Source organism: Dielma fastidiosa, from assembly GCF_000313565.1.
In the GTDB taxonomy this organism is placed as follows: Bacteria; Bacillota_I; Bacilli_A; order Erysipelotrichales; family Erysipelotrichaceae; genus Dielma; species Dielma fastidiosa.
This window is the reverse complement of sequence record NZ_HE578928.1, coordinates 301,121-326,752: the sequence shown is the minus strand read 5'-3', so window position 1 is coordinate 326,752 and position 25,632 is coordinate 301,121. Positions and strand designations below refer to the sequence as shown.

The window sequence follows — 25,632 nt, the reverse complement described above, 5'->3', positions numbered from 1 at the left end:
TATGAGAATCAATAAATATATCAGTTCAACCGGTTTTTGTTCCCGCCGGGCTGCCGAGCAATTTATCCAAGACGGACGCGTTACGGTAAATGGTCAGCCGGCATTAATCAGCACCCCGATTGAAGAGGGTGACGTTGTCTGTGTGGATGGCAAAAGAGTTGAACCGCTTAGGGATTATGTTTATCTGCTTTTGAATAAACCGGTAGGTATTACCTGTACTACGGAAAGACATGTCGAAGGGAATATTATTGATTATATCAACTATCCTGAACGTTTATTCCCAATTGGCCGTTTGGATAAGGATTCAAGCGGATTAATTGTTCTAACAAATGACGGTGATATTGTAAATCAGACCTTAAGAGAAGAAAACGGGCATACAAAAGAGTATGAGGTTGAAGTAGACGGCCGGATCAATGATGAGTTTTTGGCAAAGATGGCAGCTGGGATTCGAATCTATAACCCAGTTACCAACAGCTATGTTATTACTAAGAAGTGTGAAATTCATCAAACTGGCCCACGGCATTTCAGAATCATTTTGACACAGGGTTATAACCGTCAAATCCGAAGGATGTGTTCAGCTTTGAATTATCATGTTCGTTCATTGCGCAGAATCCGTTTCCTTAATCTGACCATAAAGGGATTAGCGGTGGGACAATGGCGTGAATGCACACCTGAAGAAGTAAATGAATTGAAGCGATTAGCCAATATGCAATGAGTATTATGATTCTTTTACCATGTAAAAACCATTTCTTACAAAATTGATAGGTCAGAGTATGATGTTTCGGTGTACACTTAAAGTATAAATTAAGAAAATCTTAAGATGTTCCTCAAGATGTTCTTAATAGATCAATCTTATAATTGAGGTACACAAAGGAGCTTGGATAGAACTATGAAACGAATGCTGCTGGTAGTGAGCATGGTATTATTATCCATGAGCGGATGTATTAATGCCAAGCCGATGAGTATAGAAGAGCGGCTGGCTCATGAATTTTATAAGTTAAATGATCAGGGATATTTTAAAGAAATGGTTGGGGTTACCTATGAATTATCCTATGATGGGGTATTCACAATTTCCAAGAAGGGAAGCTATGATCTCAATTCGGATATTGTAAAGGTTAAAAGCTGTGAAGTGCTGGCGGAGACGATGGAAGCCGTTGATGAGGGCAGCTGCAGAAAAAAGGATTTGGAGAAAGCAACGCAGATTTATGAAGCCTTTAAGATTGAACTAGGGCGACTTGATATTAGTAAAGATGAGCTGCTGGAGTTTTTAAATAAAGAATAGGAGGGGTGTTTATGGGACTATATGCTGATGCAGGGATGAAGTTTCTATTTGTATTGTTTATTATGCAATTCATCAGCGTATATATTAATGCCGATAATATGCTGATACCGGCAAGAAAAAGAGCCAGAAATAAGAGATTGGCGTGTCTTTTAAGGCTGAGCTTGGCTGCCATCCTGACATGGGGGAATCTGGTGTCGAGTAAGTTAATCAGGATGAAGGATGTCAGCTGTGATGAATGCAGTGTTCTTGTCGAAGATGAGAATGAGGAAATACTATAGTGTGCTTAGGCACACTTTTTTTTTCGATTTTTAATGTGTTTTACCTTGGAGAAGTGATGATTAAACTATGTGTTTTATGCAAAAGAAAAGCAGTCAATTGTAAATTAACTGCATGATAAACTAAAAGGTGTCTAATCCTTTTTGTATGTATATACATCAAGGGTTACTGTATCTTGACCGCCCCAATTCTTTTCTTGCAAAGTATAAGCCTCTTTCACAAAGCCATTATTTAATAATACTTTTGATGAATATATGTTCTCCGGCATGACAAAAGCTTGTACTGTCGAAATATTAACTTCACTTACTAAATATTCAATCATTAATTTTAAGACGTTTGTTGCTATTTTCTTATTCCAATAATCTTCATTCAGACGGTAGCCAACGGTGATTTTATTTTCTCTTTTTTTGTAGTCAAACATTTCTGCTAAACCTACAAGTCTATTAGGATTCTCTTTTAGATAGACACCTGCTATTATATGCTTTTTCTTTTCAAAATCTCTGCCACCCAAATTTTTAATTGCCGTTTCTAAGGCTTTATTACTTTTCTTATATAAAAAGGGGGGCAAAAACTTATATACATTATCATTGCTGCTTATTTCTGCTAACGCTGCAACATCATTCAGTTCCATTTTTCTTATTATAACTCTGTCGTTTTCTAAATATGGGAAAACATCAAATAATTCTGCCATCATAACCTCCTCGAATTTTTATGATTCTTAAATGTAAACTAGAATTGCTAAAACATCATGAAGCTTTTATTTACAGACATTGCTGTACAAATTCCACAGGATGCTGAATGATTTCGGCAACTTCCTCAGCAGATAATCCTTGTGATAAATAACGCTTCGCTATTACTTCCATTGATTCACCTATCTCAATCATATGGTAATCAGGATCATAAATTCTGACAACGCGCTGCTGCCATTCGTGAATCTTTGGCGGATGGACAAGTTTAACATCTTTATGATCGTTCAAAAGAAGTAAAAATGCATCGAAATCTTCTACTTCAAAGTATAACTCCATGTTATGCGATTTTTTAACCAGTGAAGCCGGATCAATATCTGTAAGCCATGCAAAATCCTCTTGTATTGCAAATCCACCGCTAAAAGTTACATTTTTTCCTAAATCTAAAACAACTTCTTGCTCAAAAAGATCCTGATAAAATTTTTTAGAACGTTCAACATCTTGGACTGCTAATAAAGGTAATTGAAACTTCATTTTACAAAGCCTCCCATTTACAATTTCTTGTTTTCACTTGGATTAAATTTTCTGTTATTAATCGTGATATTGCGGTTAACATGTCTGATTTATTTAGAAGATCTAACCGCATAGACATATTTCTCACTGTTGATATATTGCTTATTGATATAGATTACTTCATCATTTTCAGTTAAGACGGTCTGCGTTACTTCTAAAATCGGTGTGGCGGTCGGCAGCAGGAGCAGCTTGGAGAATTCTTTTGTTGCCCGCTTAATTTGAAAGTGATCTTCAAATTTAGATGGAATCAAACCAAGTTTTTCACTGATTTTTTGAAGAATTGAACTATTCTCCAATTCCTCATCAAGCAAAAACGCAAAGCTGGTTTGGAAATAATCGATCTCCACAATACATGGTGTATCGTTAACTGAACGCAGACGAGTGATAGTAATGGCCTGATTATCTGTGTTTGACAGCAGATCAGCGATTTCTGAGTCAACATGCTGGATACATCGGCTGATAATTTTTGTTGAAGGAACAGCATTCATTCGCAGACATGTGTCGGTAAAGCTGCCGCCTGAAAAGACATTCTCAACATGGGCCGGTATGCGTACAAAAGTACCCTTGCCATGTTTTTTAATCAATATATTATCTTTTACGAGCTGATCCAGCGCTTTTCTTACCGTAACCCGGCTGACTTCATACATCTGACTCAGCTGCATTTCAGCGGGGATTCTCTCGCCTGGTTTATATTTACCTTTTTTAATACTTTCAAGCAGTTCAAGATATAACTGTTCCTGAAGCGTGACTGCACTTAGCTGTTTAAGCTTTGACATATTGGCGCCTCCCCTTACTTACCTTATATATTACCATTTTATAATCTCTTTGCACTTAAAAAATAAAAAATTTACAAAAAGAGTAGACAAGTTGAGTACATTGTATTATGATGTATTTAGTTAATACAAGTTAATACAACTTGCGGAGGTAAAATGAAAAGGAAAATAATTTTGGCATCACATGGGGAATTATCAAAAGGACTCGCGGATACAGCTCGGATGATTATTGGCAATGTGGCTGCAGAGATTCAGTGTTATTGTCTCAAGCCCGGACAAACCGCTGATTCATTCGCCAAAGAATTGACAGCTGAAATAATGGCAGAACCTGAACAGGAGTTCGTGATTCTCAGTGATTTGTACGGTGCCAGTGTATGCAGTGCATTAAGCGCTTTGTTGGTTTATCCCAATGTCAGACTCTTTACTGGGATGAATATCAATATGCTGCTGGTAATCTGTTTGGAATATCCTGAGAAACTGAGTGATGAGGATATTCAAAAAATCGTACTCGATGCAAGATCGGGTATCAAAGCATTGTCAGCTTCCGATTTAGCGGTGGATGCTGAGGATTTCTAGGAGGAAATTATGAAAAAGGAAAAAGGCTTCTTATCAATATTTAAAAATGAAAAACCGATTTTAGGAATGCTTCATTTAAAGGGCAGTGATGATGAAGATGTATTTGAACGTTTTAAAAGAGAATTAGATATCTATGTGAAGGGCGGCGTTGATGCGATTATTGTAGAGAATTATTTTGGCCGATACAATAATTTAGAAAAAGCGTTAGCTTATGTGGAACAGGCAAAGCTTGATATTCCTTATGGAGTTAATTGTCTGAATGTGGATCAAATGGGCTTTGAGCTGGCAGAGAAGTATTATGCATCCTTTGTTCAGCTTGATTCTGTTGTGGGACATGTCAGACCAAGAGATGAAGAAACGCTGAGTGCCTTCTTTCAATTAGTTCGTGAAAGATATCAGGGTATGATATTGGGCGGTGTGCGATTTAAGTATCAGCCGGTACTGTCAGAAAATAGTGTTGAGGAGGATTTGAAGATTGCGATGACACGCTGTGATGCCGTATGCGTAACCCAGGATGCGACAGGTCAAGAAACATCAATGGTTAAAATCAGACAATTCAGAGCGGGGCTTGGCGACTTTCCTTTGATTATCGGTGCCGGTGTAACGCCTGCGAATGTAGAGGAACAATTTAAGATTGCGGATGGTGCGATTGTAGGCAGCTTCTTCAAGGATAGTTATAAGGATGACGGCGAATTATCCGCCGATCATGTGAAAGAAATGATGGATGCCGTTAAGCACATTAGAGGTGAACAAGTATGATAAAACTGGTAAGAGTGGATCATCGGCTGCTGCATGGACAGGTAGCCTTTACTTGGGTGAAAATGATTGGTACTGATTGCATATTGATAGCCAATGACAGTGTAGCTAAGGATGAGCTGCGGATGTCAGCGCTTCGAATGGCAAAACCGGATAATACAAAGCTGGTGATTAAGAGTATTGAGGATTCAATTAAAGCAATTAAAAGCGGTGCGACGGATAAATATAATTTATTTATTATCTGTGAATCAATTAAGGATGCTTATGAACTAGCAAAGCATATCGATTCGATTAAGAAAATCAATCTGGGCGGCACAAAGCTTGCGGCAGGAAGAAAACAAATTTCCAAGGCGATGTTTGTGTCTGAAGAGGATTGTCAGATGCTGAAGGAATTGGATGCTATGGGACTTTCTCTTGAAGTTCAGATGGTTCCGGATGACATTGCAGAAAATGTCATGAAACTTATATAGGAGGAAATGAGAATATGATGACACAAACGCTGATGATATTCGTAGTTGCGGTACTTGGTTATTTGAATAGTTATCTGGCCAGTGCGATGATTTGCCGGCCGATGGTAATGGGAACTTTGGTAGGTCTTGTATTAGGTGATTTACAGACTGGCGTCATGGTTGGTGCTACGCTTGAGTTAGTTTGGCTGGGAGCTATGGCAATCGGTGCCAGCAATCCGCCGGATATGATTTCCGGATCGATTATCGGAACAGCTTATGTAATTGTGACTGGTTCTGATGTGGCAGCTTCAGTAGCATTGGCAGTGCCAGTATCGATGCTGATGCAGTCACTGTGGAATTTAATGATGATGATTATTGTTCCAATGCTGGCTGCTAAGGCTGATAAGTATGCACTCGAATGTGATAATAAGGGCATTGACCGTATGCATTATATCGCGATAATCATTCAAGTTGGTATCCTTTCAGTCTTAACGGCTATTGGTTTCTATGTTGGTTCTTCAGTTATGGAAAACTTGGTAAATTCAATTCCGGTATTTATTACCAACGGTTTAAATTATGCAATGGGTATTATTCCAGCTATTGGTTTTGCGATGCTGGCACGAATGATTGTCAACAAAAAACTGGCTTGTTTCTTATTCTTTGGTTTCTTATTAGTTGCTTATTTCAATTTAAGTATCGTAGGCGTTACCGCAATCGCTTGTGTGGTTGCCGCCATCTTAATTTTTAACACAAATGGAATGGAAAATAGGGAGGTAGCTGTAGATGACAACGAATTCTAAGGATAAAAAGCTGACGAAGAAGGAATTGAATCAGATATTCTGGCGGTCATGTCAGTTAGATGTTTCGTGGAACTATGAGCGGCAGCAGAATTTAGGTTATTCTTATGCGATGACACCGGTTATTAATAAGCTTCACGATAAAGGCAGTGAGAAGCAGCAGCGGGCGTATGCGAGAGGTCTTGATTTTATGGCGATTACACCGCAGGTTTCAACACTGCTGATGGGCATTAATGCCGCCATGGAAGAAGAAAACGCGAATAATCCAGATTTTGATGATGATACGATTGCGGCGGTAAAAACTTCATTGATGGGTCCGCTGGCCGGTATTGGTGATTCAATGATTGCTGGTACACTGAGAATTATTGCGACGGGTATCGCAATGGGATTTGCATCTCAGGGGAATGTGCTGGGACCGATTCTGTTTCTGTTGATTTATAATGTACCTGGTTTTATCATTCGCTATTACGGGCTTAAGTTTGGTTATGAAAAGGGTGCGGCTTTTATTACCGGTGCTGAAAAGAACGGCATTATGGAAAAGGTTACTTATGTGGCTGGCATTGTAGGCTTGATGGCAATAGGCGGCATGGTTGCGAGTTATATTTGGCTTGATCTGCCGATTATGATTGGTTCTGGGGAGTTTGCGGAGCCATTATCTAATTATCTTGATATGATTATGCCTTGTCTGACACAGCTGGCGTTATTTGGCTTGATGTACTGGCTGCTTGGCAAGAAGGTTAAGACAACGTGGATTTTGATTGGCACGTTGGTAATCTGTATTGCGGTTTGTTTTGTGTTTGGTATTTAGTTAAATAAAAAAAACAGGTTCAGGCATATGCTTGAACCTGTTTTTCTGTTTAACGTAAGGACGTAAAAAAGATCTGTAGCTTTTTTCAGATTAAGAAATGATTATGAATATGCTGATGAGATAGGATTCTTTGAATGACGCTTATCTTTTTTTATTTAGCGAAAATTATCAGAAAGTGATATTGTGTCAAAAAGTATACTTTATGAGACAGTTTGTTCACGCTCATTATAGGGCGTTTTTTTACATTTGTAAACATATTTTTGACAAACACTGTTAATTTTAAGAACAATTTTGTTCATTTTTTCCTGTCTTATAAAGTATACCTTTCGAGACATTCTTTACTTAAGGGGTGCTATTACTTATGATTTTTATTAAAACTTTTGGCCGTTTTGCCATTTCTATCGATAATTATGTTTTACCTTTCAAAAATCTCAAGGTTAAGGAGCTGTTGGCCTTTTTAGTCGATAACGAAGGCGATTTTGTCGGCAATGAGAAGATCATCAGCGCTTTATGGCCGCAGCGTGATCATGATATCAGTGCTAAGCGGACATGCCGTTATACGCTTCGTCTCTTGCGGGAGACTTTGAGTAAAGCGGGCCTTTCTGATCTGATCGAGGTCAGTTATGGTGTCGTCAAGATCGATAAAGAGAAGGTCGTCTGTGATTATTATGAATACATTAAGGGAAATACTGAACAGTATCCCTATGACGATGAATACATGTATGGCTATAGCTGGGCGGAACCAACAAGAAAAAGGATCGCGGAACGGCAGGTGAAGATCAATCATGGTTAAACAGGAATTGGAATCAGGTGAAAGCAAGAAGCGAAGAGGAAAAGCGAGGGAATCGAAAATGATGAAAGAAATAAGAAAAATACTGAAGGTGATGATCGCGCTGAGTATGGCTGTTGGCATCAGTGCTTATGTGCCTGAAAGTGAAATAGAAGTAAAAGCGACAGAAGCAGCGAGTCAGATAAAAGATGAACGGTGGACTGGCACAGTAAGCGGAATTGAACCAAGAAATGATGGAGATACATATCACATCTATACAGGAGAAGAACTGGCATGGATCGCGCAGCAGGTAAATCAAGGGTATAGCTTTGCGGATAAAAAAATCGTACTGGAAAGGGACATCGATTTAGATAATATCGCATGGACACCGATTGGTATAGATTTGGAGCATGCGTTTGCCGGAACCTTTGACGGTCAGGGAAGAACGATAAAAAACTTATATGTAAAACAAGCTGATGAGATTTTCAGTGGTTTTTTTGGTGTAACGAAGAATGCGGATTTGAAAAATATAATATTTGTTGATGCAGTAATTGCTGCAAATAATAATACAAGTAATTATGGCGGTACGCTGTCAGCTCAATTGATACACACCATTGTTTCAAATATTGTAATTGAAAATGCTGATTTATCCGGAGAAAGAGTAGGCGGTTTAGCAGGACGGCTGAGTAATGGCAGCTGGGTAATTGATTCTTTTGTAAAAAACTCCGTTATTAAAGGTCGAACTGTTGGCGGCATCTTGGGCTTGATACAGCCAGTCACCAGTTCAGAGTTTGGGAATCATTCATCATCAGGACTTATTAACTCAGTCTCGAAAGATAATTATATTAAGATTGATTTCATGAATCCTGTCAGCTTAGCTGGCGGTGGTCTAATTGGATATGTTGGAACTGAGGATCAGAATATTAATGAGAGTGTATATCATTATATATGTAATAATTATTCTGATAGTAAGATTGAAGTAATGACATCCGTGATTTCAGAATTAAAAAATATCGCATGCGGTGGACTTATCGGTGAGATTGGCTCACGGATAAAAAATGTAAATTTGTATAGTAATTATACAACATCAACAATTATCAATCAGAAGGGCGGAGCTTCAGGTGCTGTTATAGGGCAAGTGGCATATGAAATCTCCGTAGACAATGTTTATTGGTTAAAAGACGCTTCAAAATGGAATGTAATAGACAGTGAAATGGCTGACATAGGGAAGCTGGTGAACGTAAGTTCATTTTCAGGATTTACTTCTAAACAAGATAGCCAAATGCAAGGTGAAAGTTTCGCAACTTTATTAAATGCAGGTAATCTTGATGCTTCCATTTTACCTACAGACGATAATGGAAATGCATATACTTATTTGAATTGGGAAGCATCACCTACATCAAAATATCCTATTTTTAAAGAACCAGAGGTTCAATCCATTCAGGTTTATCCATCAAATCAAGGATCTGCAAATATTATTAGTGTTAGTTCGACTGATGAAATTCAACTGCATGCAGCAGCGTTTCCATTTTCTGCTTTCAGAAATTTATCTTTCACATGGGAATTTGATAATTCTCATCAAGCTGATATAGATGCAGGTAAAATTTCTGTCAGCAATACGGGTTTAATAAAGACTAATAATGCTGAAGCTGGTGATTATCTGCTTCATATAGGATATGGCATCAATACAATGACATATACTTTGAAGGTTTTGGATAATGGTTATCCTATATCGGCTTCTATCAATAATCCTGGCATATTAGAATTAGGAAATACGAAGAAATTAACAGCCAATGTGTATCCAAGCGATGCAGATTCATCCAATTTAATATGGAAGATAAAAGGGAAAGAATTAAATGGAGAGCAGTTATATGTTGAAGAAAATGAAATAGCTAAAATCAACATTAAAAGTGGCTTATTAACACCAAAAGCTCAGGGTAAAGTAACTATATCTTTGTGGGCTGATGACATGATGCTTGATGAAATAAATTTATTGATACAATCAAGTACATGGGATGGAGTAACAAGCTTACAGCCAAAGGTAGAAGGCAATACATATCATATTACAAGCGGGGCAGAGCTAAGATGGATCGCAGAACAATGTAATAATGGTAATACATTTGCAGGGAAAACAGTTATCTTAGATAACAGCATTGATTTAGGTGGTAAGAATGCAACACCTGCAGAATGGACTGCCATCGGCAGCGGCGGATCGAGTTATTTTAGTGGTATCTTTGATGGTCAGGGATTTACAATCTCAAATATTTATGCTGCTTCAGATAAGAATCAGGAGTTTAATTCACTTTTTGGTTGGATCGTAAGCGGAACGATTAAAAATTTAAAGGTTGAACATTTTATAGGGGGCTCAACTGAAAATATTAATTCTGAGCAAAAAATGGGCGGTTTGGCTGGCTATGTGCGATCAGAATCGCTTTTAGAGAATATTATTGTATCCAACGGAACAATCTATTCAAAAATGTATGCGGGTGGTTTAGTAAGTTTGATTTATGGAAGTGAAGTAAGAAATTGTCATGTAGAAAATGTGAATGTTTACGGCAAGATTGCAGGTGGTTTGATTGGTTATATTGATGGCGGTTCTATAACGAATAGTTCTGCCAGCGGACAGGCAGTGAATAGTATTGTACCTGTGGCAGAGACTGAGAAGATGTCGATAGGTGGTTTGATTGGAGAAACATCTAGCAATACTATTATCAGCAATTCTTATGCAAATATCGATGTACAGGCAATAAAAACAAATGAGCGGTCATTACCTGTATATACAGGAGGCCTTATTGGTTCGATCTTACGCACAAATACAGCAATAGATACAATTACATTAAATAATATCTATGCGAATGGAACAATTAAAAACCAATACTCAATAGGTGAAGGGTATCTGCCAGGTGCAATTGCTGGATATATTAATGTAGAAGGATTAAATTTTGATTTAATAAACAATGTTTACTGGAATAAAAATGCCGATCATTATAACAGCAGCAGCTTAATAACGTCGGGCATTAAAGCATTTGGTGTAGGTGATAGTTCAAATACAGCAACCAATAAAACAACGTCGGTAAACGCTGAAACATTAGTGCAGGCAGAAGGCGGCTTAGCTGATACATTAAATGCGAATGCTGAAGGTAAAAGTGGCTGGTTCGCTTGGACAAGTAATGGCAATACAGCACCAAGACTCACGAATACTACACCAATTACGGTCTCTATCAAACAAGAGGACTTGTATTTAAGAAGGAATGAAAGTGTTGAACTGGAAGCTGTAATGAAGCCGTATAATTCTACCAAGACACTTGATGTGATATGGAGTTTAAATGCGGATGCCGATACAGACTCTTTTGAATTATCAGGCAATAAGCTGACAATTAAAGAAACAGCAGTTACCTATTCAATGGGGACGATCACAATGACAGCGGTTGATGAGACAGGGAAGCAATACACAGATATGATCACGGTAACAGTCATGCCGGAAGAAACAGAGATCACAGCGCTGAGTATTAAAAATCCAGGGACGATCTCAACGGGTGACAGTGTACAGATGGAAGCTGTAATAGAACCGGCAAACGCAGTAAAGGATCAAGTGATCTGGTCAATCAAAAAAGGCTATGAGAAATATGCAAGTATCACAACTGACGGGAAACTGACTGCCAAGAAAGCCGGGACATTGATTATAGAGGCAAGTATCGGCGGCAAACATGCAGAATGTACGATCACGATTCAACAAGGAAGTAAGTGGGATGGTGAAACGATTGAGGAGCCGGAAATAAAAGGTAAATATATTTATATTTCAAAAGCATCGGAATTAGCGTGGATAGCTACTGAATTGGGTAAAGGTAAAGCTGATAGTGCCTATCATGGTTTTGAAAATTATGTAATTGTTCTATTAAATTCAATCGATGTTAATAATAAAAATTGGACAAGCCTTTATTATGACAGCTGGCAAAATAACACAATAGATATTGGTTTTTATGGAATATTTGACGGTCAATCGTATAGTATAAGTAATTTAGATAGTACAATGTTTGGTTTGTTTCCCGGTATAGAAGAAGGCAGTTTGGTAAAAAATCTTGTTTTAGATCATTGCAATGCTTTTGTGTCTGGATATACTGTTGGCAGGATTGATTCTGTTATTTATAAAAATGGAATTGATATGTCAGCTGGATGTGCCATTACTGGCGATATAAGAAAAGGGGGTATTATAAGTAATTGTGCAGTTTTAAATTCTACCTTTATTGGAGCTACTAATTCAGGTCTGATAGCCATTTGCAACGCTGGCGGGAGCATAATAAACTGTTATGTAGATGGATGTACTCTAAAATTAAATAGTAAAGCAGATAGTATTGGTGGTTTAATTGGTTTTAATACAAGTGGAGATAATTTTGAAGTAGGCATGATCAACTGTCTTAATAAATCAAAAATAATCATTGATTATACAGGAGATTTAATTGGTGTTGGAGGCCTGACAGGAGCGACAGTTGCTCAAAATACACAAAGTTTTAAATTTGAAAATAATGTTTCAATAACAGATTTGGATGTTAAAAAGAATAGTGGAAGTGTTGGATCACTATTTGGATCAATGGCATTTGATGGGACTTTTAAAAATAACTATTTCTATCAAGACTCATTATTTAAGATTAATTCAACTCTAGCCACAGCTATTGCAGTTGGTACTGTTAGAACAGAAAGTCGTCCAGATGAAACAATGGTTAAATCTTTTAGTAAAGATGATGCAATATCAATTGTGAAATCACTTAATGAATATGTTATTTCTAATCCTACTTACAATGGAGTGGAGTTAAAACATTGGAAGTTAGGAACAGATGGTTTGCCGACTTTAGGTGTTACTGAAATAGAAAATATAACAGTAACTCCTTCGGCATTAGTTCTGCGTCCAGGTGAAACCGCTCAGCTTGATAAGGTTATTACACCATTTGGTGCACCAGACATGGCAGTAACATGGACAAGCAGCAATCCTGCTTATGCGACAGTTGACAGCAACGGTTTCATCTCTGTCTCTAAAACGGCACCAGTGGGTAAAACAATCAAAATCACAATGACACCGAATGATGCCAGCTATCCTGAAAGCACATGTACGATCACCATCGTACCAGCCTATGATGCGATTGAAAGTATCGTCTTATCCGGAAAGAATGAAGTATATACAAATGAAACAGTAAAATTAACTGCGTCGGTGTATCCTGATACAGCTGATGAAACGGCAATAAATTGGCAAATCACATCAAAACCTGACGGCTCCAATGCCACGGTCAGTTCAAAAGGAACATTGAATGCAGGCAGTACGGCAGGAGAATTAATAATAGTAGCTTCATCAAAAGCCAACTCGGCAATCAAGGGAAGCATAACTATTACAGTGAAAGAACCGCTCAGCAGTACAGTATGGGATGGTACAGCTTCAGAACCAGTGTTAATGAATACAGCAAATAAAACCATACATATTCAAACCCCAAATGAATTAGCATGGATCTCTGAAAAAACGAATGCCGGAGAATATAATGGCTTTGAAGGATATACGTTGTATCTGGATAATGATATCGACATGGGAGGTAATAAGGAAAGCAAGCCAGTATGGGAACCAATTGGAAACAGCAGCTATGAATTTAAGGGTAACTTCAATGGATTAGGTCACAGTATCAAAAATATCTATACAGATAACACGAATGCAGGTATCGGTGGTTTGTTTGGTTGTATAGGAAGCAGAAGCATTTCTAATTTAACGATAGATAACATCAATATTGAAGGAAAAGCGGGAAGTTTGCTTGCTTCTGCGGTCTCAGATAATATAAGCATCGTTAATGTTCATACGGCAGGCAGTGTGCAAAACTTTAACGTTGATTTTGATAACATTCACGATTATAACAATGTAGTTTCTGGAATGATAGGTGTTGTCAATTTTGATGTGTTTGACATAAATAAGAAAAAAATCAAAGTATATGTGGAAGGATGCAGTGTTGATTTATCAATTAATAATGTTACAAATGCTACTTATAACGGCGGTATAATTGCTCAGATTTACGATCATGAATTGACAGTTATTAATAATGAAATAAATATGGATGTTAATAACTATACAATAGCGATTGGTACACGAGAAAATCACCGCGATGTAGGTCAGCATTTTGGCGGTGTTATTGGTGAAGCTGGTGGTGGTCCATTCATAATGGAAAATAATTTGGTAAAGCTTTCAGTTGATGTAAAAGGTGAATATCAGTATACAACACGAATTGGTTGTTTAATTGGTACGATATGGCGGGATACATTACATGACTTCAATAATAATTATCTAAAAATTGAAATTGATTCAAATATAGATGATGTTCATATATATCGACTTTGTAAGGTGATTGGAACTTATGATAAGCACATAGGTGGGCAAACAATATTTAATGGTTACTTCGATACTAGTTCATATCTAAATGATAAATTTAATACATGGTTTAGAGTATCAGACGGTAATTTAACAGATGGCATGCAAGCATTAGAAACAGGACTCATCGAAGTAACACCAAGTCAAGTAAGTGCACCAGCCAGTGAATCAGACAGTTTGGTGAATAAACTGAACCAATGGGTCAATAAAGAGAATCTGTCTTCTCCTAATACATATCGTACTTGGACAGTCGTTGAAGGTGTGCCTACCTTTGGTGAAACGACTACCGTCTCTCTCGATAAGCATGAGCTTTCCGTCAAGATCAATGAATCTGCTTCATTGACTGCGACTGTGCTTCCTGAAAATGCCAACAATACTTTGAAATGGTCTTCTTCTAAGCCTACTGTCGCTTATGTCGATGATAAGGGTCAGATCACAGGTCTGATCCCGGGGACGGCTCTCATCACTGCGACTACCGTTGACGGTAATTCCGATTCTTGTCTCGTGACTGTCGGTACCGTGCCGACGAAGATCACGATCACTGCGGAAAATGACCGCGGAACGTTGATCAATCATTATATCCCAATAGAAGATCAGGAAGATCTGAGTCAATTGAATCTTTCAGCTTCTGTCAAACCGATCGACGCACTCTCTTTGACTTGGACCAGCAGTGATGAAACGATCGCTTCGATACAAGCGGATCTAAACGATTTCACAAAAGCAATCGTAACGGCTCATGACAGCGGTACGGTGATCATTCGAGCAGAGAGCGAGAACGGCGTGATCGGTGCTATCGAACTGAATGTGAAGAATGCTGTTCATGAACTCAGCTTCAATCAAGAATTGAAGAGTGATGCGGCTCATCCATTGGAGCTGACATATACAGTCAATGAAGATGCGGATGATAAAGCTGTCAGCTTTGAAGTGATCCAAGAACCAACAGAGAATACAAGTTCGATCACTTCTGAAAAAGGAACGGTCCTATTCGAAGGCAGCTCAGTTGGAGCGTATACGATCAAGGCAAGATCAGCGGATGGTAATTTCACAGAAACATATACGATCACGATCAGTGAGGCCGTGCTCGATTCATTGAAGATTCAGCCGGACGAAGGAAGCAGTGTGATCACTCTTGAAAGAGGCGAGAGCGTCCAATTACGATCCGTCGTACTGCCGGAGGTGAAGAATCGCGGCAGTGATGTAACGATGGAAACCTATGCAGGAGTGAGCTACGAATTAATGGAAGCCGAGAGCCATCCGGGATTCACCTTGAACGGAACGGTATTAAGTGCCGATGAGAGTGTGAAGGATGGGGAGAAGGTCCTCATCAGTGCAAAGAGTAAGCTGAAAGACAAGAATGGCAAAGAACTCAGCGATACGATCGAAGTAGTGATCGGAAGAACGGAGTTGAAGAGCCTGACGATCAAGAATAAGGAAGCAGGCGAGGAGCTGCCAAGTGAGGTAGGCGTGAATCAGACACTGAATCTGATCGCAGAAGCAACACCAAAGACGGCCAGTGATCAGGCAGTGAAATGGAGTGTCGATAACCTAACGATCGCAGCAATCAAGGAAAATGGCGAGATCAGATTCTTAAGTGAAGGAACTGTGACAGTAAAAGCAGAAAGCCTTGATGGGACAGTGAGTACGACTCATACCTTCACAGTAAAAGCGATCTATCCAACCTCACTGATCATCAAGCAGGGAGAAACTGTAGGCTTTTATAAAACCGAAACATTGCAGTTAACAGTTGATTATTTGCCAATTAATACAACTCAGAAGAAACTCACTTATGAGAAAATAAATGATCCAGATGGCATTATTGAATCAATCAGTGATCAAGGATTGATAAGTTTCAATTTAAGTGATGAAGGCAATAACAAACCAGGAACAGCTGTTGTAAAGGTAAGCGGTGAAAAAGAAGGCGATAATCAAGCAAGTGCTCAAATTACAATTATTTGCAGTGACGTTAAAAAATATGTAACGAAGATTACTGGAATTAAACTATTGAATGATATGCCTCTTCGAGTAGGTGGACAGCTTCAGTGCAATGCTGTATTTGAACCGGCAGATGCAAATCAGATCGATTTCAAATGGGAAGCGATCCATGCAGAGGACGAAACGACCAGTGATATCGTTGAAATGAATTCAGGAACTTTGAAAGCAAATAAGCCCGGAACATTCAGAATCAGAGTGTCTGTAGAGGGTGAAGGGAATAACTCGGTTTCTTACACTTCAGATGTGATAACGGTAGAAGAAGCGAAGATCGAAAGTATCGGCTTCAATGTATCCTCCATCACCTTGAGTGCCGGCGGAACGAGCGGTGTGGTAAAAGCCATCGTGCAGCCAAAGGATTACGTCAATCAGAATGTAGAATGGACGAGCAGCTATGCCGGTATCACGATCGTGGATCAGGCTGGCAATGAGATCAAGGAAGCAACGGATCAGGAAGTTTATCTGAAAGCCAGCGAAGATGCGATGCCAGGCATGAGTGCGATGATACAGGCAAAAGCTGAAGGCAGTACGATCACAGCTTCATTCCCGGTCATGATCTTAAGAACGGCCGGCAGTAGACTCGAGATCACCTATGATGAGACACGACCCCTGATAGCGGGCGGTGAAAGTCTGGAACTGAATGCGAAGATCTATGCATCCGACGGTAAGACACCGGCCTCCTCCCAGGAAGTATCATGGGAGAGCAGTGATCCGAGCATAGCGAAGATCGATAAGGCGGGAACGGTAAAGCCGCTAAAAGCAGGAGCAGTGACGATCACGGCAAGAGCAAAAGAAGATGAAAAGATAATGAAACAGATCACACTGACGGTAAAGGAACCGGCTCTGGACAGTTTGACTCTATCTCAAGCATCGATGGTCCTACTTTCAGGCAGTGAGGATAAAGAACTGCGCTTGCTTTTACCGGAAGGAAGCAGTGCCGATGATTTTGAATGGACCAGCAGTGACAGTTCAGTATTAGAAATCAGAGGTATGAGCACGACGAGAAGTATCAAAATCAAAGCATTGAAGGCGGGAACGGCAACGATCACCGTTCAGCAGCAGGGGAATACGGATGAGAGTAAAAAAGCGAACTGTGAGGTGAAGGTCGTAAAAGATCCGATTCTTGTTCAGACGATCGAACTGCAAGGCCCTGATAAAGCGGTCGAATTGAATGAAATCGTGATCATCAAAGCAGTGATCAATAAAGATACGGACATGGCAAGCAATGAAACATTGACATGGACCAGTAAAGATGAAAGCATCGTGCGAGTTCTCGATCGAACGGGAACATTCACACGAGTTCAGGTGATTCGAGCGCAGGGAAATGTGACTATCGAAGCAGCAGCTAATGATGGATCAGGCGTTAAGGCAAGCATCGAGATCAGAACGGCAGGTAATACACCAACAGGAATCACTTTAGATAAACGATTGATTCAGATGAGTACGAGCAGTCCGGGAGAAAGCCTAAAGGCAATGATCGTACCAAGTACCGTACAGAATCAACAAGTGATCTGGAGCGTGAGTCAACCGGGTATCATCCAGCCGATTAACAGTACAAAACCGAGCATCACTCTCTATCCGATGCCGGGCGTACAGCCAAATAGTTTCGTCGAAGTGACAGCGACGACGACCAATGGAATCAGTACCTCATGCATCGTGGCTATCACTGAAAAGAAAGTGGAAAGCTTACTGATCCAAAGAAGTAAGCTTCAGGTAAGCGTTGGTGAAACCATCGAACTGCCGATCAAAATCGAACCATCGGATGCATCACAGCGCGAACTGAGATGGAACGTTACAGGTTCAGATCCTGAGGCAGTCAGCATTCATGACAACCAATTGACAGCAAAAAGTGAAGGAACCGTGTTCCTGCAGGCCTTCAGTACGGATGGCAGCAACGTGGCCAGCAATCAGATCGAGATCGAAGTGATCGCTGCCCAGCCGGCACCGACGCTTGAAAAAATCTCCATGAACAAGACGACATTGAATCTGCTGCCGGGTGACAGCGGCAGTCTCAAGGTGATTAGCGAGCCATTGAATTATGATCTCAAGGATGAACTGATTCGTTGGAACGTGGAAGTTTTAGGGTCAGTAAATTCTGACCAGCAGGCACTGATCCTCGAACAGTTCACATTGACTCCTCGATATACAATCGATGAAACCGGAAACCATGATGAAACCGAGACCGGCATCATCGATGCTGAGTTTGACATCAGTCCAACAATGGCAGAGGTCATTGACAGCTTATCTTCTGAGGAATCTCCTATCAGCGAAATCACGCTGAAGGTAACGGCAAGTATCGGCAGCGATGAGTCTGCGATGAATGCTGAAACGACGATAAAAATCAAAAAGGAAGAAGGAAATGAAGCATCGATCACGAATGTGAACATAAAAGGCACAGATGGAGTGTCCATCACTTCTCCAATAGAATTGATGCTCGGTGAACAGCTGCGCTTATTGGCAGAAATTATAACGGAGCCAACGGATGCCGTCAATGTCTACGGTATCTGGAGCAGTGACGATGAACAGATCGCAGCGATCGATACTGAAACGGGAATCCTAAAGGCAGTGAACAGCGGCAGTGCTGTTATCAGCTATCAGCCATATATCGGTGCTAAGCCGGCAGGAGAACCGGTGCCCCTTCTGGTGATTGTCAAAAAAGATACATCCAAACTTGAATACATACAATTGAGTGAAACAAGTTTAAGTCTCTCAGTGAATCGTACCCATGCTTTGACATATGATATCGAACCGATGGATTATTCAGGACCTCGATCAATCGAATGGACGAGCAGTGATGAATCAATCGCAACAGTTGATGAGTCAGGAAATATAAGTACGCATTCAGAAGGAACCGCGATGATCACATTAGACCTCGACGGCTATCTGGCATTCTGTAAGGTAACCGTAAGCACTCAGTTTGAAACGCCGGTCAGTGAGATCACGACTGCTCTCAGTGATGATTTTGCGGAATTAGAATTAGGACCTGTGGAACCAACGATCTTCTTAGAGGCGAAAGCAGATGCGTTGGCTACCGATACTTCATTGATCTATCAAAGCAGTGACGAATCCATTGCTAGTGTGGATGAGAACGGAATGGTTACCGGCCATGAAGCAGGCTTTGTGATCATTACGATTCGGCCGGTGAGCGATAAGAATCCTTATTATAAACAAGTCTTTATCAAAGTGATCCCACAGATCTGCTATCAGGTGCTGTTGGATCAAACGGATCTCAGTCTGAAAAAGGGTGATTCAGTGGATTTACAGGCAGTCTTGACACCGCAGGTAAAAGAAGGAACTTCACTCACTTATCGATGGGAAACGGAAAGTAACGAAATAACGATCAAGAATGCAGATCGGCCACAAGCAACGCTGACATTAACAGAGAGTGCAGGAATCGGTGTTGAATATACTGTGACAGTAACGGCAGTGGTTGAAGGACATGAACCGGCATCGGCGCAAGTGAAACTCAGAGCTGTTGAAGATGCAGCATTGAGTGACTTCTGGGTCGTAGGCAGTAATTCTGAGGTCTATACAAAGGACAGCACAAATAATATATCGATGAACAGCGGTGATAGTATCGGCTTCACATTCGCAGCTGAACCAGCAGAGAAGCAGGCAGCCAACGTCCACAACAGTGATCCAAGTGCTGTGGAGATATCAAAAGCAGGCGATCAAGTGACGCTGACAGCCAAGAAAGCCGGGACTGTGCACCTCACGTTCACGAGCATTTATGATTCAAGCAAGAGTGTCGTGATCACGGTAAACATCACGGAAAGTCAGGATTCAAGCATTTATCCAACTTCTATCAGCTTAAGCAGTCAAAACAGGAAGAACGTGGTCGAAATTGGTGAAACACTGCAGCTGAAAGCAGAAATCAAGCCGGAAGGTGCAGAATCGGGACTGTATTACAGTACGAGCAATAAGAATATAGCCGCAGTGAGCGAAAATGGAATGGTGAGCGGTATTTCAGAAGGTGAAGCCGTGATCACGGCCTATTCGCAGAAGGATATGGATGTACGAGGAAGTATAACCATCAGTGTCGTGAAGCCGGAAGCAAAACCGGTGAAATTCACGAAGCTGCAGATCAAGGACGGAAATGGAAAGGTATACGATTATGATGAAGCAATCTATGCGCAAAGTCAGGATTATGTATTCAGAGTAGAGAACACGGTCAGCCGGAAAGCGATCGAAGTGATCTATGAGTTGAATCAGCCGGAAGCAATCGTCAAGCTGGGAAATGAAGCACAGATCAGCGGCAATCAGATCGATTTTACTAGCGGTTCAGTGATGTATGAGTTAACGGCCCAAGACGGTACGGTAACTCATGAACAGGTAAGCGTACTGTTGAGTGATGCACCAAGCGAAGATGCCGTGATGGTGATCGAGAAGGCATCAATCGATGGAACTGACTATCAAGCAGAAAAGATCGATGATAAGACATATCGTGTCACGATTCCTTATGTGCTGTATCAGTCTGGCGCCGCGATGAATGTGACATATACAACAGAAAATACATCCAATGTGTATATCGGTGCGGAGTTACAGAGTAGCGGTATCAGTACGGTCAAAGCAGAACGATCGATCCATTACACCTTGATCGGTCAGAATGGCAAAAAACAGGATGTCGTGCTTCAGGTCGAAAGCGGACCTTATGCGAAGACGATGAGTCTGAGTCAAGGCGGCAAACAGATCGAAGGAACGATCGAAGGCGAGGTTGTCAGCTTCACAGTCGATGAAAGCTTCAAGTTAAATGAAAGTCTGTCATTGAGCTTCACTACCGACTCTTATATGACCGATGCTGAGGATCGAACAGTTATGCTGACTTCAGTGACGACTTTTGGTGATACGAAAGAACTGAAGTACACGGGAAAAGTTGAATTAAGCAATGGCAAAGAAACCGTAACATATACACTGCAGGTCACACAGATCGTTCAATTACCGAAGACGCAGCTGACGGAATTTAAACTGATGGATAAAGAAGGCAATGAGATCTTAGGACAGAACGTGTCCATTGAAGGCGATCTGATCTTAGTGAAAGTACCAAGCAGCACGGATCTGACAGCGATGACGATGAGCGGCAATGAAGAAATCACGTTAAGTGTAGAAGGACAGATTGGAGCGATCTATGACTTGACGAAGAAAGCCGTGATCACCGCAAGTCAGGCAGAACATGCACAGAGCCGCTATACATTGATCGTAACGAAGGAAACGGGCGGAGCAGAATTGACTGGTATAAGTCTAAATGGCGTATTGGGTGTCATCAATGGTAATGAAGTTTCAGTCAGTCTGCCAAAGGGAACAGATTTAAGTGCCGTTACGCCAGTATTCACCTTAAGTGATAAAAACGCAAAAGTAATGGTCAGTGGCAGTGAATATACGACAGGAACAATTGATTGCACTCAACCATTGCTGATAACTGTGGAGATGAACGGAATCAAAAATGCTTATTTAATCAAGGCAGTCATTCATCAAGGTCCACAGTTCACAGGAAAAATTACAATCAGTCAGGAAATTATGGGTGAATCAGGCAGTGAAATGATTACCTTAACTGCGACACCAGATAATGAGAATGGAACTGTTGTTTTTGAAGCAGAAGCAGACAAGTTCGATCTAACAAAACCGTTCACGATAATATATACAACGAATGATGGCTCAGTGCTGTATGAGAATACAATCAAGATCACATCAGGAAGTACAATCAACTTAGGAACGACAGAAAAGAGCTTTATCTTGAAGAATGGAGCTGATGAAAGCGTCTATACGATGAAGATCGTAGAGAAAATTATCAATGAAATTACTCTAAATGAATTATATGTCATGGTTAATGGCACAAAGGTATTAGGTAGAATAATTGATAATGTAGTATACCTCGATATAGATAAAAATCTAACAATGAATTTCAAAGATTTAACATTGTATATTGATGCTTCGAATATAAAAAATATCCTTCTGAATGGTCAGAAATATAGTAATGGTATGGAATTTGACTTGAGTATGGATTCTACGATGATATTGATTGATGATGAAGGAAATATGAAGATCTATACAATCAAGACTCAAAATATAACTGATAATCCTATTTTTTATTCATTCGAATTTGAAGATAGGACAGATGTAGAAAAGATATTCATAGATAATTTAAATGGTAAAATTTTGATTTATGTTAAAAAGGGTGCTCTTCCTACACAGATTGTCAACTTTAATGTAGGCACAGGTAAAGTATATGATACTAGAGGACGAGTAATAAATTCTCAAGGTACTAAAATGACTTTCAATAATACATATATAAGCCCAATAATTGTACGATTGAGGAACGAAGATGAAAGTAAGGAAGTAGAATATGAAATTAGTATGCTGGTAGAAAGTGACCCTATTTTAGAAGGGGACATGAATAAGGATGGTTATCTGAATGGAACAGATGTCTCTATCCTATTATCGAGAGTAGGAGGATAAAATGAAAAAGTTAGGTAAAATATTATTAATATCGGGACTTGCTGCTGCGATTTGTTTGGGTACAGATAATAAAACAATTGAAGCGAGCTCTACCAATTTGCCTTTATCGTGTACAGAGTATGCTGATAGGTATTTTGACATAGAGATAAAAAAAGGAGATAGTGATTTTCAACCTGCGGTATATGAAGGTAATTGCTATAATGATTATGATTTGATGATTTTGGGAGGAGATGTCGCAAGCGGAGATAAAATCACAATACGAATCGGTATAACTGAAGGGAAATTAGAAGGCTATGCATATGACACAGGAACCTTTGGTTTATTATATTTGAATTCAGATATTGTTGGTGGTCAAGTAGATGTCAGAAATGGCTATAGTACTAAACTCGAAGTAAAAGATGATAATTGGCATCCCAATCATGTAAATGATTTAGGATTTTACATGAAAGATGAAAATTATTCATCAGGAACTGCGAATCCCTATATAAGTACTAATTTTAATAAATATGCTCGAGCATTCTTATCAAAGAAAGATGAGACAGTAAAACCAATAACAGATGCTTGGCCAAATATGGAAGAATTTAGTTTTACTTTTGAAGGATATGGCGCAAAACAAGTTGGATTCAATGTAGAGTCATTATTTAATCCTGCTTATGGCGGTGCAACTGATGAGGATGTTTTAGGTGATTATAGATTAATCATTGGTATGAATTTTAATGTTACCCAACCAACATTGTCAACACCATCTGTAACACTCAGTTCAGATACTGAAAATGGTGGTTTGAAGTATAGTATCACAGATACTAATGATAGCAAGGAAGTAGCTGATTATACCTTATATTTGTATTCTAGTAAAGAAGATAGTGCTGTTTTTACTGAAAGAGTAACAGCTAAAACGGGAAACATTGCATTATCTAATTTAACAGCCAATACAGAATATTTTGCAAAGGTAAAAGCAATTCCGGTCAGCAATTCAGATTATGCTGAATCAGCACAAAGTGATTTCTCAGCTGCTGCTAAAGCAAGTAAAGTGAAATTGGCAGCACCTAGTGTTGTACTTAAAAAAGGTGATGAGGGTCTTTATGTAACGATTACTGATGCAGCTGGTAATTCAGGCAAGGTATCTAATTATACTGTTGATATTTATGATAATGGTACAAAAGGAACACCTCAAACAATAAGCAGTACCACTGAGACTAAACTGGATGTTATACCACAAGACGGACACACTTATTATGTGACAGCAACAGCAATTTCAAACAATTCCTCTATCTATGATGATTCAGATGCTTCAGCACCATCAGAAACAATCAAATATAAAGCTGTGCAGAACTTTACAGTTTCACTATCTGGCGGTACAAATGCAACTACGATAACTGTTGGCGAAAATGAGTCACCTAAGCTGAGTGTTTCTGATGCACAGGGAACTGTAACGTATGAAAGGGATGGTACTTCAACTGCAGAAGCGACGATCAATGCTGATGGAACGATCACGAATATCACAAAAGCAGGTACATTACAGATCAAAGTGAAAGCATCAGGAAATGATGATTATAACGAAGCAGAAAAGGAATTTGTAGTAACGATCGAAAAAGGAACATTGAAATTGTCAGAAAAACCTGGCACAACTTCAATCAATACTGAGGTCAACTTAGGTTCAATGATTATCTTAAAGAACAACAAAGGTGAAACGATTGATATAGCGCAGAGTGGAGCTGTAACATATGAAGTTCAATCAAATGGTGCAGGAGTAGAAGAAGGAATTAAAACAACCATAACCCCTACTAAATCAGGAACAATAAAGGTAAAAGTAAGTACGGCAGGCAGTGACTTATACAATGCATTAAGTAATGCAGAATATACGATCACAGTGAATGATCTGCCTAAGACAACTATTACTTTCCATGATGGAGGTACTGGAACAAAGACACAATCAATCACTGAGAAAACTAGTGAGAAACTACAAGCAAATACTTTCAAGAAGGCTGGTTATACGTTTGAAGGCTGGTCATTAACAGAATCAGGAAATATTGCATATAAAGACAATGCGCTTTATGAGACTAAGGAAGGCAATCAGAGTGTTGATCTATATGCTGTTTGGAAAGCAATACCGATCACAAGTATTACATATGGAACTCAAAACAGTGCTGAGGTAGGCAAAGAATATACATCAGGAACACCAACTGTAGATCCTGAAAGTATTAATGGTGGTGATTATACTTTCACTCTTATGGAGACAGTGCAGAATGCAAGTATTAACAGCTCAACCGGTGTCATTACCTTTACTCCACAAACTACAGGAAGTCAGACTTTCAAAGTCAAGGTGACACATCCAAATGGTTCAACAGCTCAAACAACAGTAACGATCAATGTCGTATTGAATAAGCTGACTAAACCAAATGCATTAAGTTCAAGTGATGTAACAGTAACGAATAAATCGATCACTATCAATGCCTCTCAGAGTGACTTTGAATACCTTTTGAAACAATCAAATGGTACAGAGATCAAAACTTTAAAAGGCAATGGAAGTACCTTAATGTTTGATAACTTGCGTGCAGATACTGAATATATCCTCGTTCAGCGTCAAAAGGGAGTAGCCAATGTAAGCAGTGATTCTGATTGGTCTGATGAATATAAGCCAGAAACATCAGCTGCAGAAGCACCGGTAATCGGAACAGTTACACCTACGGCTAAAGACAGCAGTATCTCATTGTCTTGGAACGTGACAGATGATGGCGGTGCGGATATCACCAAAGCCGTTGTTTCATACAAATATAAAATAAAGGAACAAACGGGTGTAGATGAAAACAATAAGCCAATCAACGAAGAAAAAGAAAAGTCAGAGAGTCAAACATTCGAAAACTTAAACAATGCGAAGAATGTGACCCTGACAGGGTTGACGAATGGTATTGAGTATTATGGCATTCAAGTTGTATTAACTAACAGTGGCGGAAAAGAAAGTCAACCTTCAGTCGCTGTGAAAGCAACACCAAAGAAACAAGAAAGCAGCGGCGGTGGAACAGGCGGCGGTAGCTTTGGCGGCGGAAG

14 protein-coding genes are annotated in these 25,632 nt (G+C 39.7%); 11 read left to right on the top strand and 3 right to left on the bottom strand.

Features of this window, described 5'->3' with window-relative positions; genetic code table 11:
• The first annotated feature begins 1 nt into the window (after position 1).
• From DAHG_RS13385 to DAHG_RS13375, 3 genes are all read left to right on the top strand, one after another.
• Positions 2–715, top strand: coding sequence for a pseudouridine synthase (locus tag DAHG_RS13385; protein ID WP_022938859.1), 714 nt, complete (start codon positions 2–4; stop codon positions 713–715).
• 174 nt (positions 716–889) lie between these two features.
• Positions 890–1,282 carry a hypothetical protein gene (locus tag DAHG_RS13380; RefSeq protein ID WP_022938858.1) on the top strand — a complete coding sequence of 131 codons (393 nt, stop codon included), beginning with the start codon at positions 890–892 and terminating at the stop codon, positions 1,280–1,282.
• A gap of 11 nt (positions 1,283–1,293) precedes the next feature.
• A complete protein-coding gene (locus DAHG_RS13375; protein ID WP_022938857.1) occupies positions 1,294–1,560 on the top strand; it encodes a hypothetical protein in 267 nt (88 codons plus the stop codon).
• Between the two features lie 131 nt (positions 1,561–1,691).
• Here the strand turns inward: DAHG_RS13375 and DAHG_RS13370 are convergent, their stop codons facing one another.
• The 3 genes from DAHG_RS13370 to DAHG_RS13360 all read right to left on the bottom strand — a co-directional run bounded on the left by DAHG_RS13370 (position 1,692) and on the right by DAHG_RS13360 (position 3,593).
• Positions 1,692–2,252, bottom strand: coding sequence for a GNAT family N-acetyltransferase (locus tag DAHG_RS13370; RefSeq protein ID WP_026880985.1), 561 nt, complete (start codon positions 2,250–2,252; stop codon positions 1,692–1,694).
• Between the two features lie 67 nt (positions 2,253–2,319).
• On the bottom strand, positions 2,320–2,778 hold the full coding sequence (locus DAHG_RS13365) for a VOC family protein (RefSeq protein ID WP_022938855.1): 459 nt from the start codon (positions 2,776–2,778) through the stop codon (positions 2,320–2,322).
• Between the two features lie 89 nt (positions 2,779–2,867).
• Positions 2,868–3,593 (bottom strand): GntR family transcriptional regulator, encoded by a 726-nt coding sequence (locus tag DAHG_RS13360; RefSeq protein WP_022938854.1) that lies wholly within the window; start codon positions 3,591–3,593, stop codon positions 2,868–2,870.
• Positions 3,594–3,746: 153 nt separating this feature from the next.
• Between DAHG_RS13360 and DAHG_RS13355 the strand changes: the two genes are divergently transcribed.
• The 8 genes from DAHG_RS13355 to DAHG_RS19650 all read left to right on the top strand — a co-directional run.
• Positions 3,747–4,166, top strand: a complete 420-nt coding sequence (locus tag DAHG_RS13355; RefSeq protein ID WP_022938853.1) for a PTS sugar transporter subunit IIA — start codon at positions 3,747–3,749, stop codon at positions 4,164–4,166.
• Between the two features lie 9 nt (positions 4,167–4,175).
• Positions 4,176–4,925: a BtpA/SgcQ family protein gene (locus DAHG_RS13350; protein WP_022938852.1), complete on the top strand. Its 750-nt coding sequence runs from the start codon at positions 4,176–4,178 to the stop codon at positions 4,923–4,925.
• Positions 4,922–5,392, top strand: a complete 471-nt coding sequence (locus DAHG_RS13345; protein WP_022938851.1) for a PTS sugar transporter subunit IIB — start codon at positions 4,922–4,924, stop codon at positions 5,390–5,392. The genes DAHG_RS13350 and DAHG_RS13345 overlap by 4 nt, the downstream gene beginning before the upstream one ends.
• Before the next feature lie 14 nt (positions 5,393–5,406).
• Entirely contained in the window at positions 5,407–6,171 is a 765-nt protein-coding gene (locus DAHG_RS13340) for a PTS mannose/fructose/sorbose/N-acetylgalactosamine transporter subunit IIC (RefSeq protein ID WP_022938850.1), read from the top strand.
• Entirely contained in the window at positions 6,155–6,976 is an 822-nt protein-coding gene (locus DAHG_RS13335; protein ID WP_022938849.1) for a PTS system mannose/fructose/sorbose family transporter subunit IID, read from the top strand. Before DAHG_RS13340 ends, DAHG_RS13335 begins: the two co-directional genes overlap by 17 nt.
• A 361-nt stretch (positions 6,977–7,337) precedes the next feature.
• Positions 7,338–7,769 carry a winged helix-turn-helix domain-containing protein gene (locus DAHG_RS13330; protein ID WP_022938848.1) on the top strand — a complete coding sequence of 144 codons (432 nt, stop codon included), beginning with the start codon at positions 7,338–7,340 and terminating at the stop codon, positions 7,767–7,769.
• Positions 7,770–7,827: 58 nt separating this feature from the next.
• The gene (locus DAHG_RS19655; RefSeq protein ID WP_161650543.1) at positions 7,828–22,584 is read left to right on the top strand and encodes an Ig-like domain-containing protein; all 14,757 of its coding nucleotides are present in this window, start codon (positions 7,828–7,830) and stop codon (positions 22,582–22,584) included.
• A gap of 1 nt (position 22,585) precedes the next feature.
• The coding region (locus tag DAHG_RS19650; protein ID WP_034457181.1) for an InlB B-repeat-containing protein at positions 22,586–25,632 on the top strand (3,047 nt) is incomplete at its 3' end.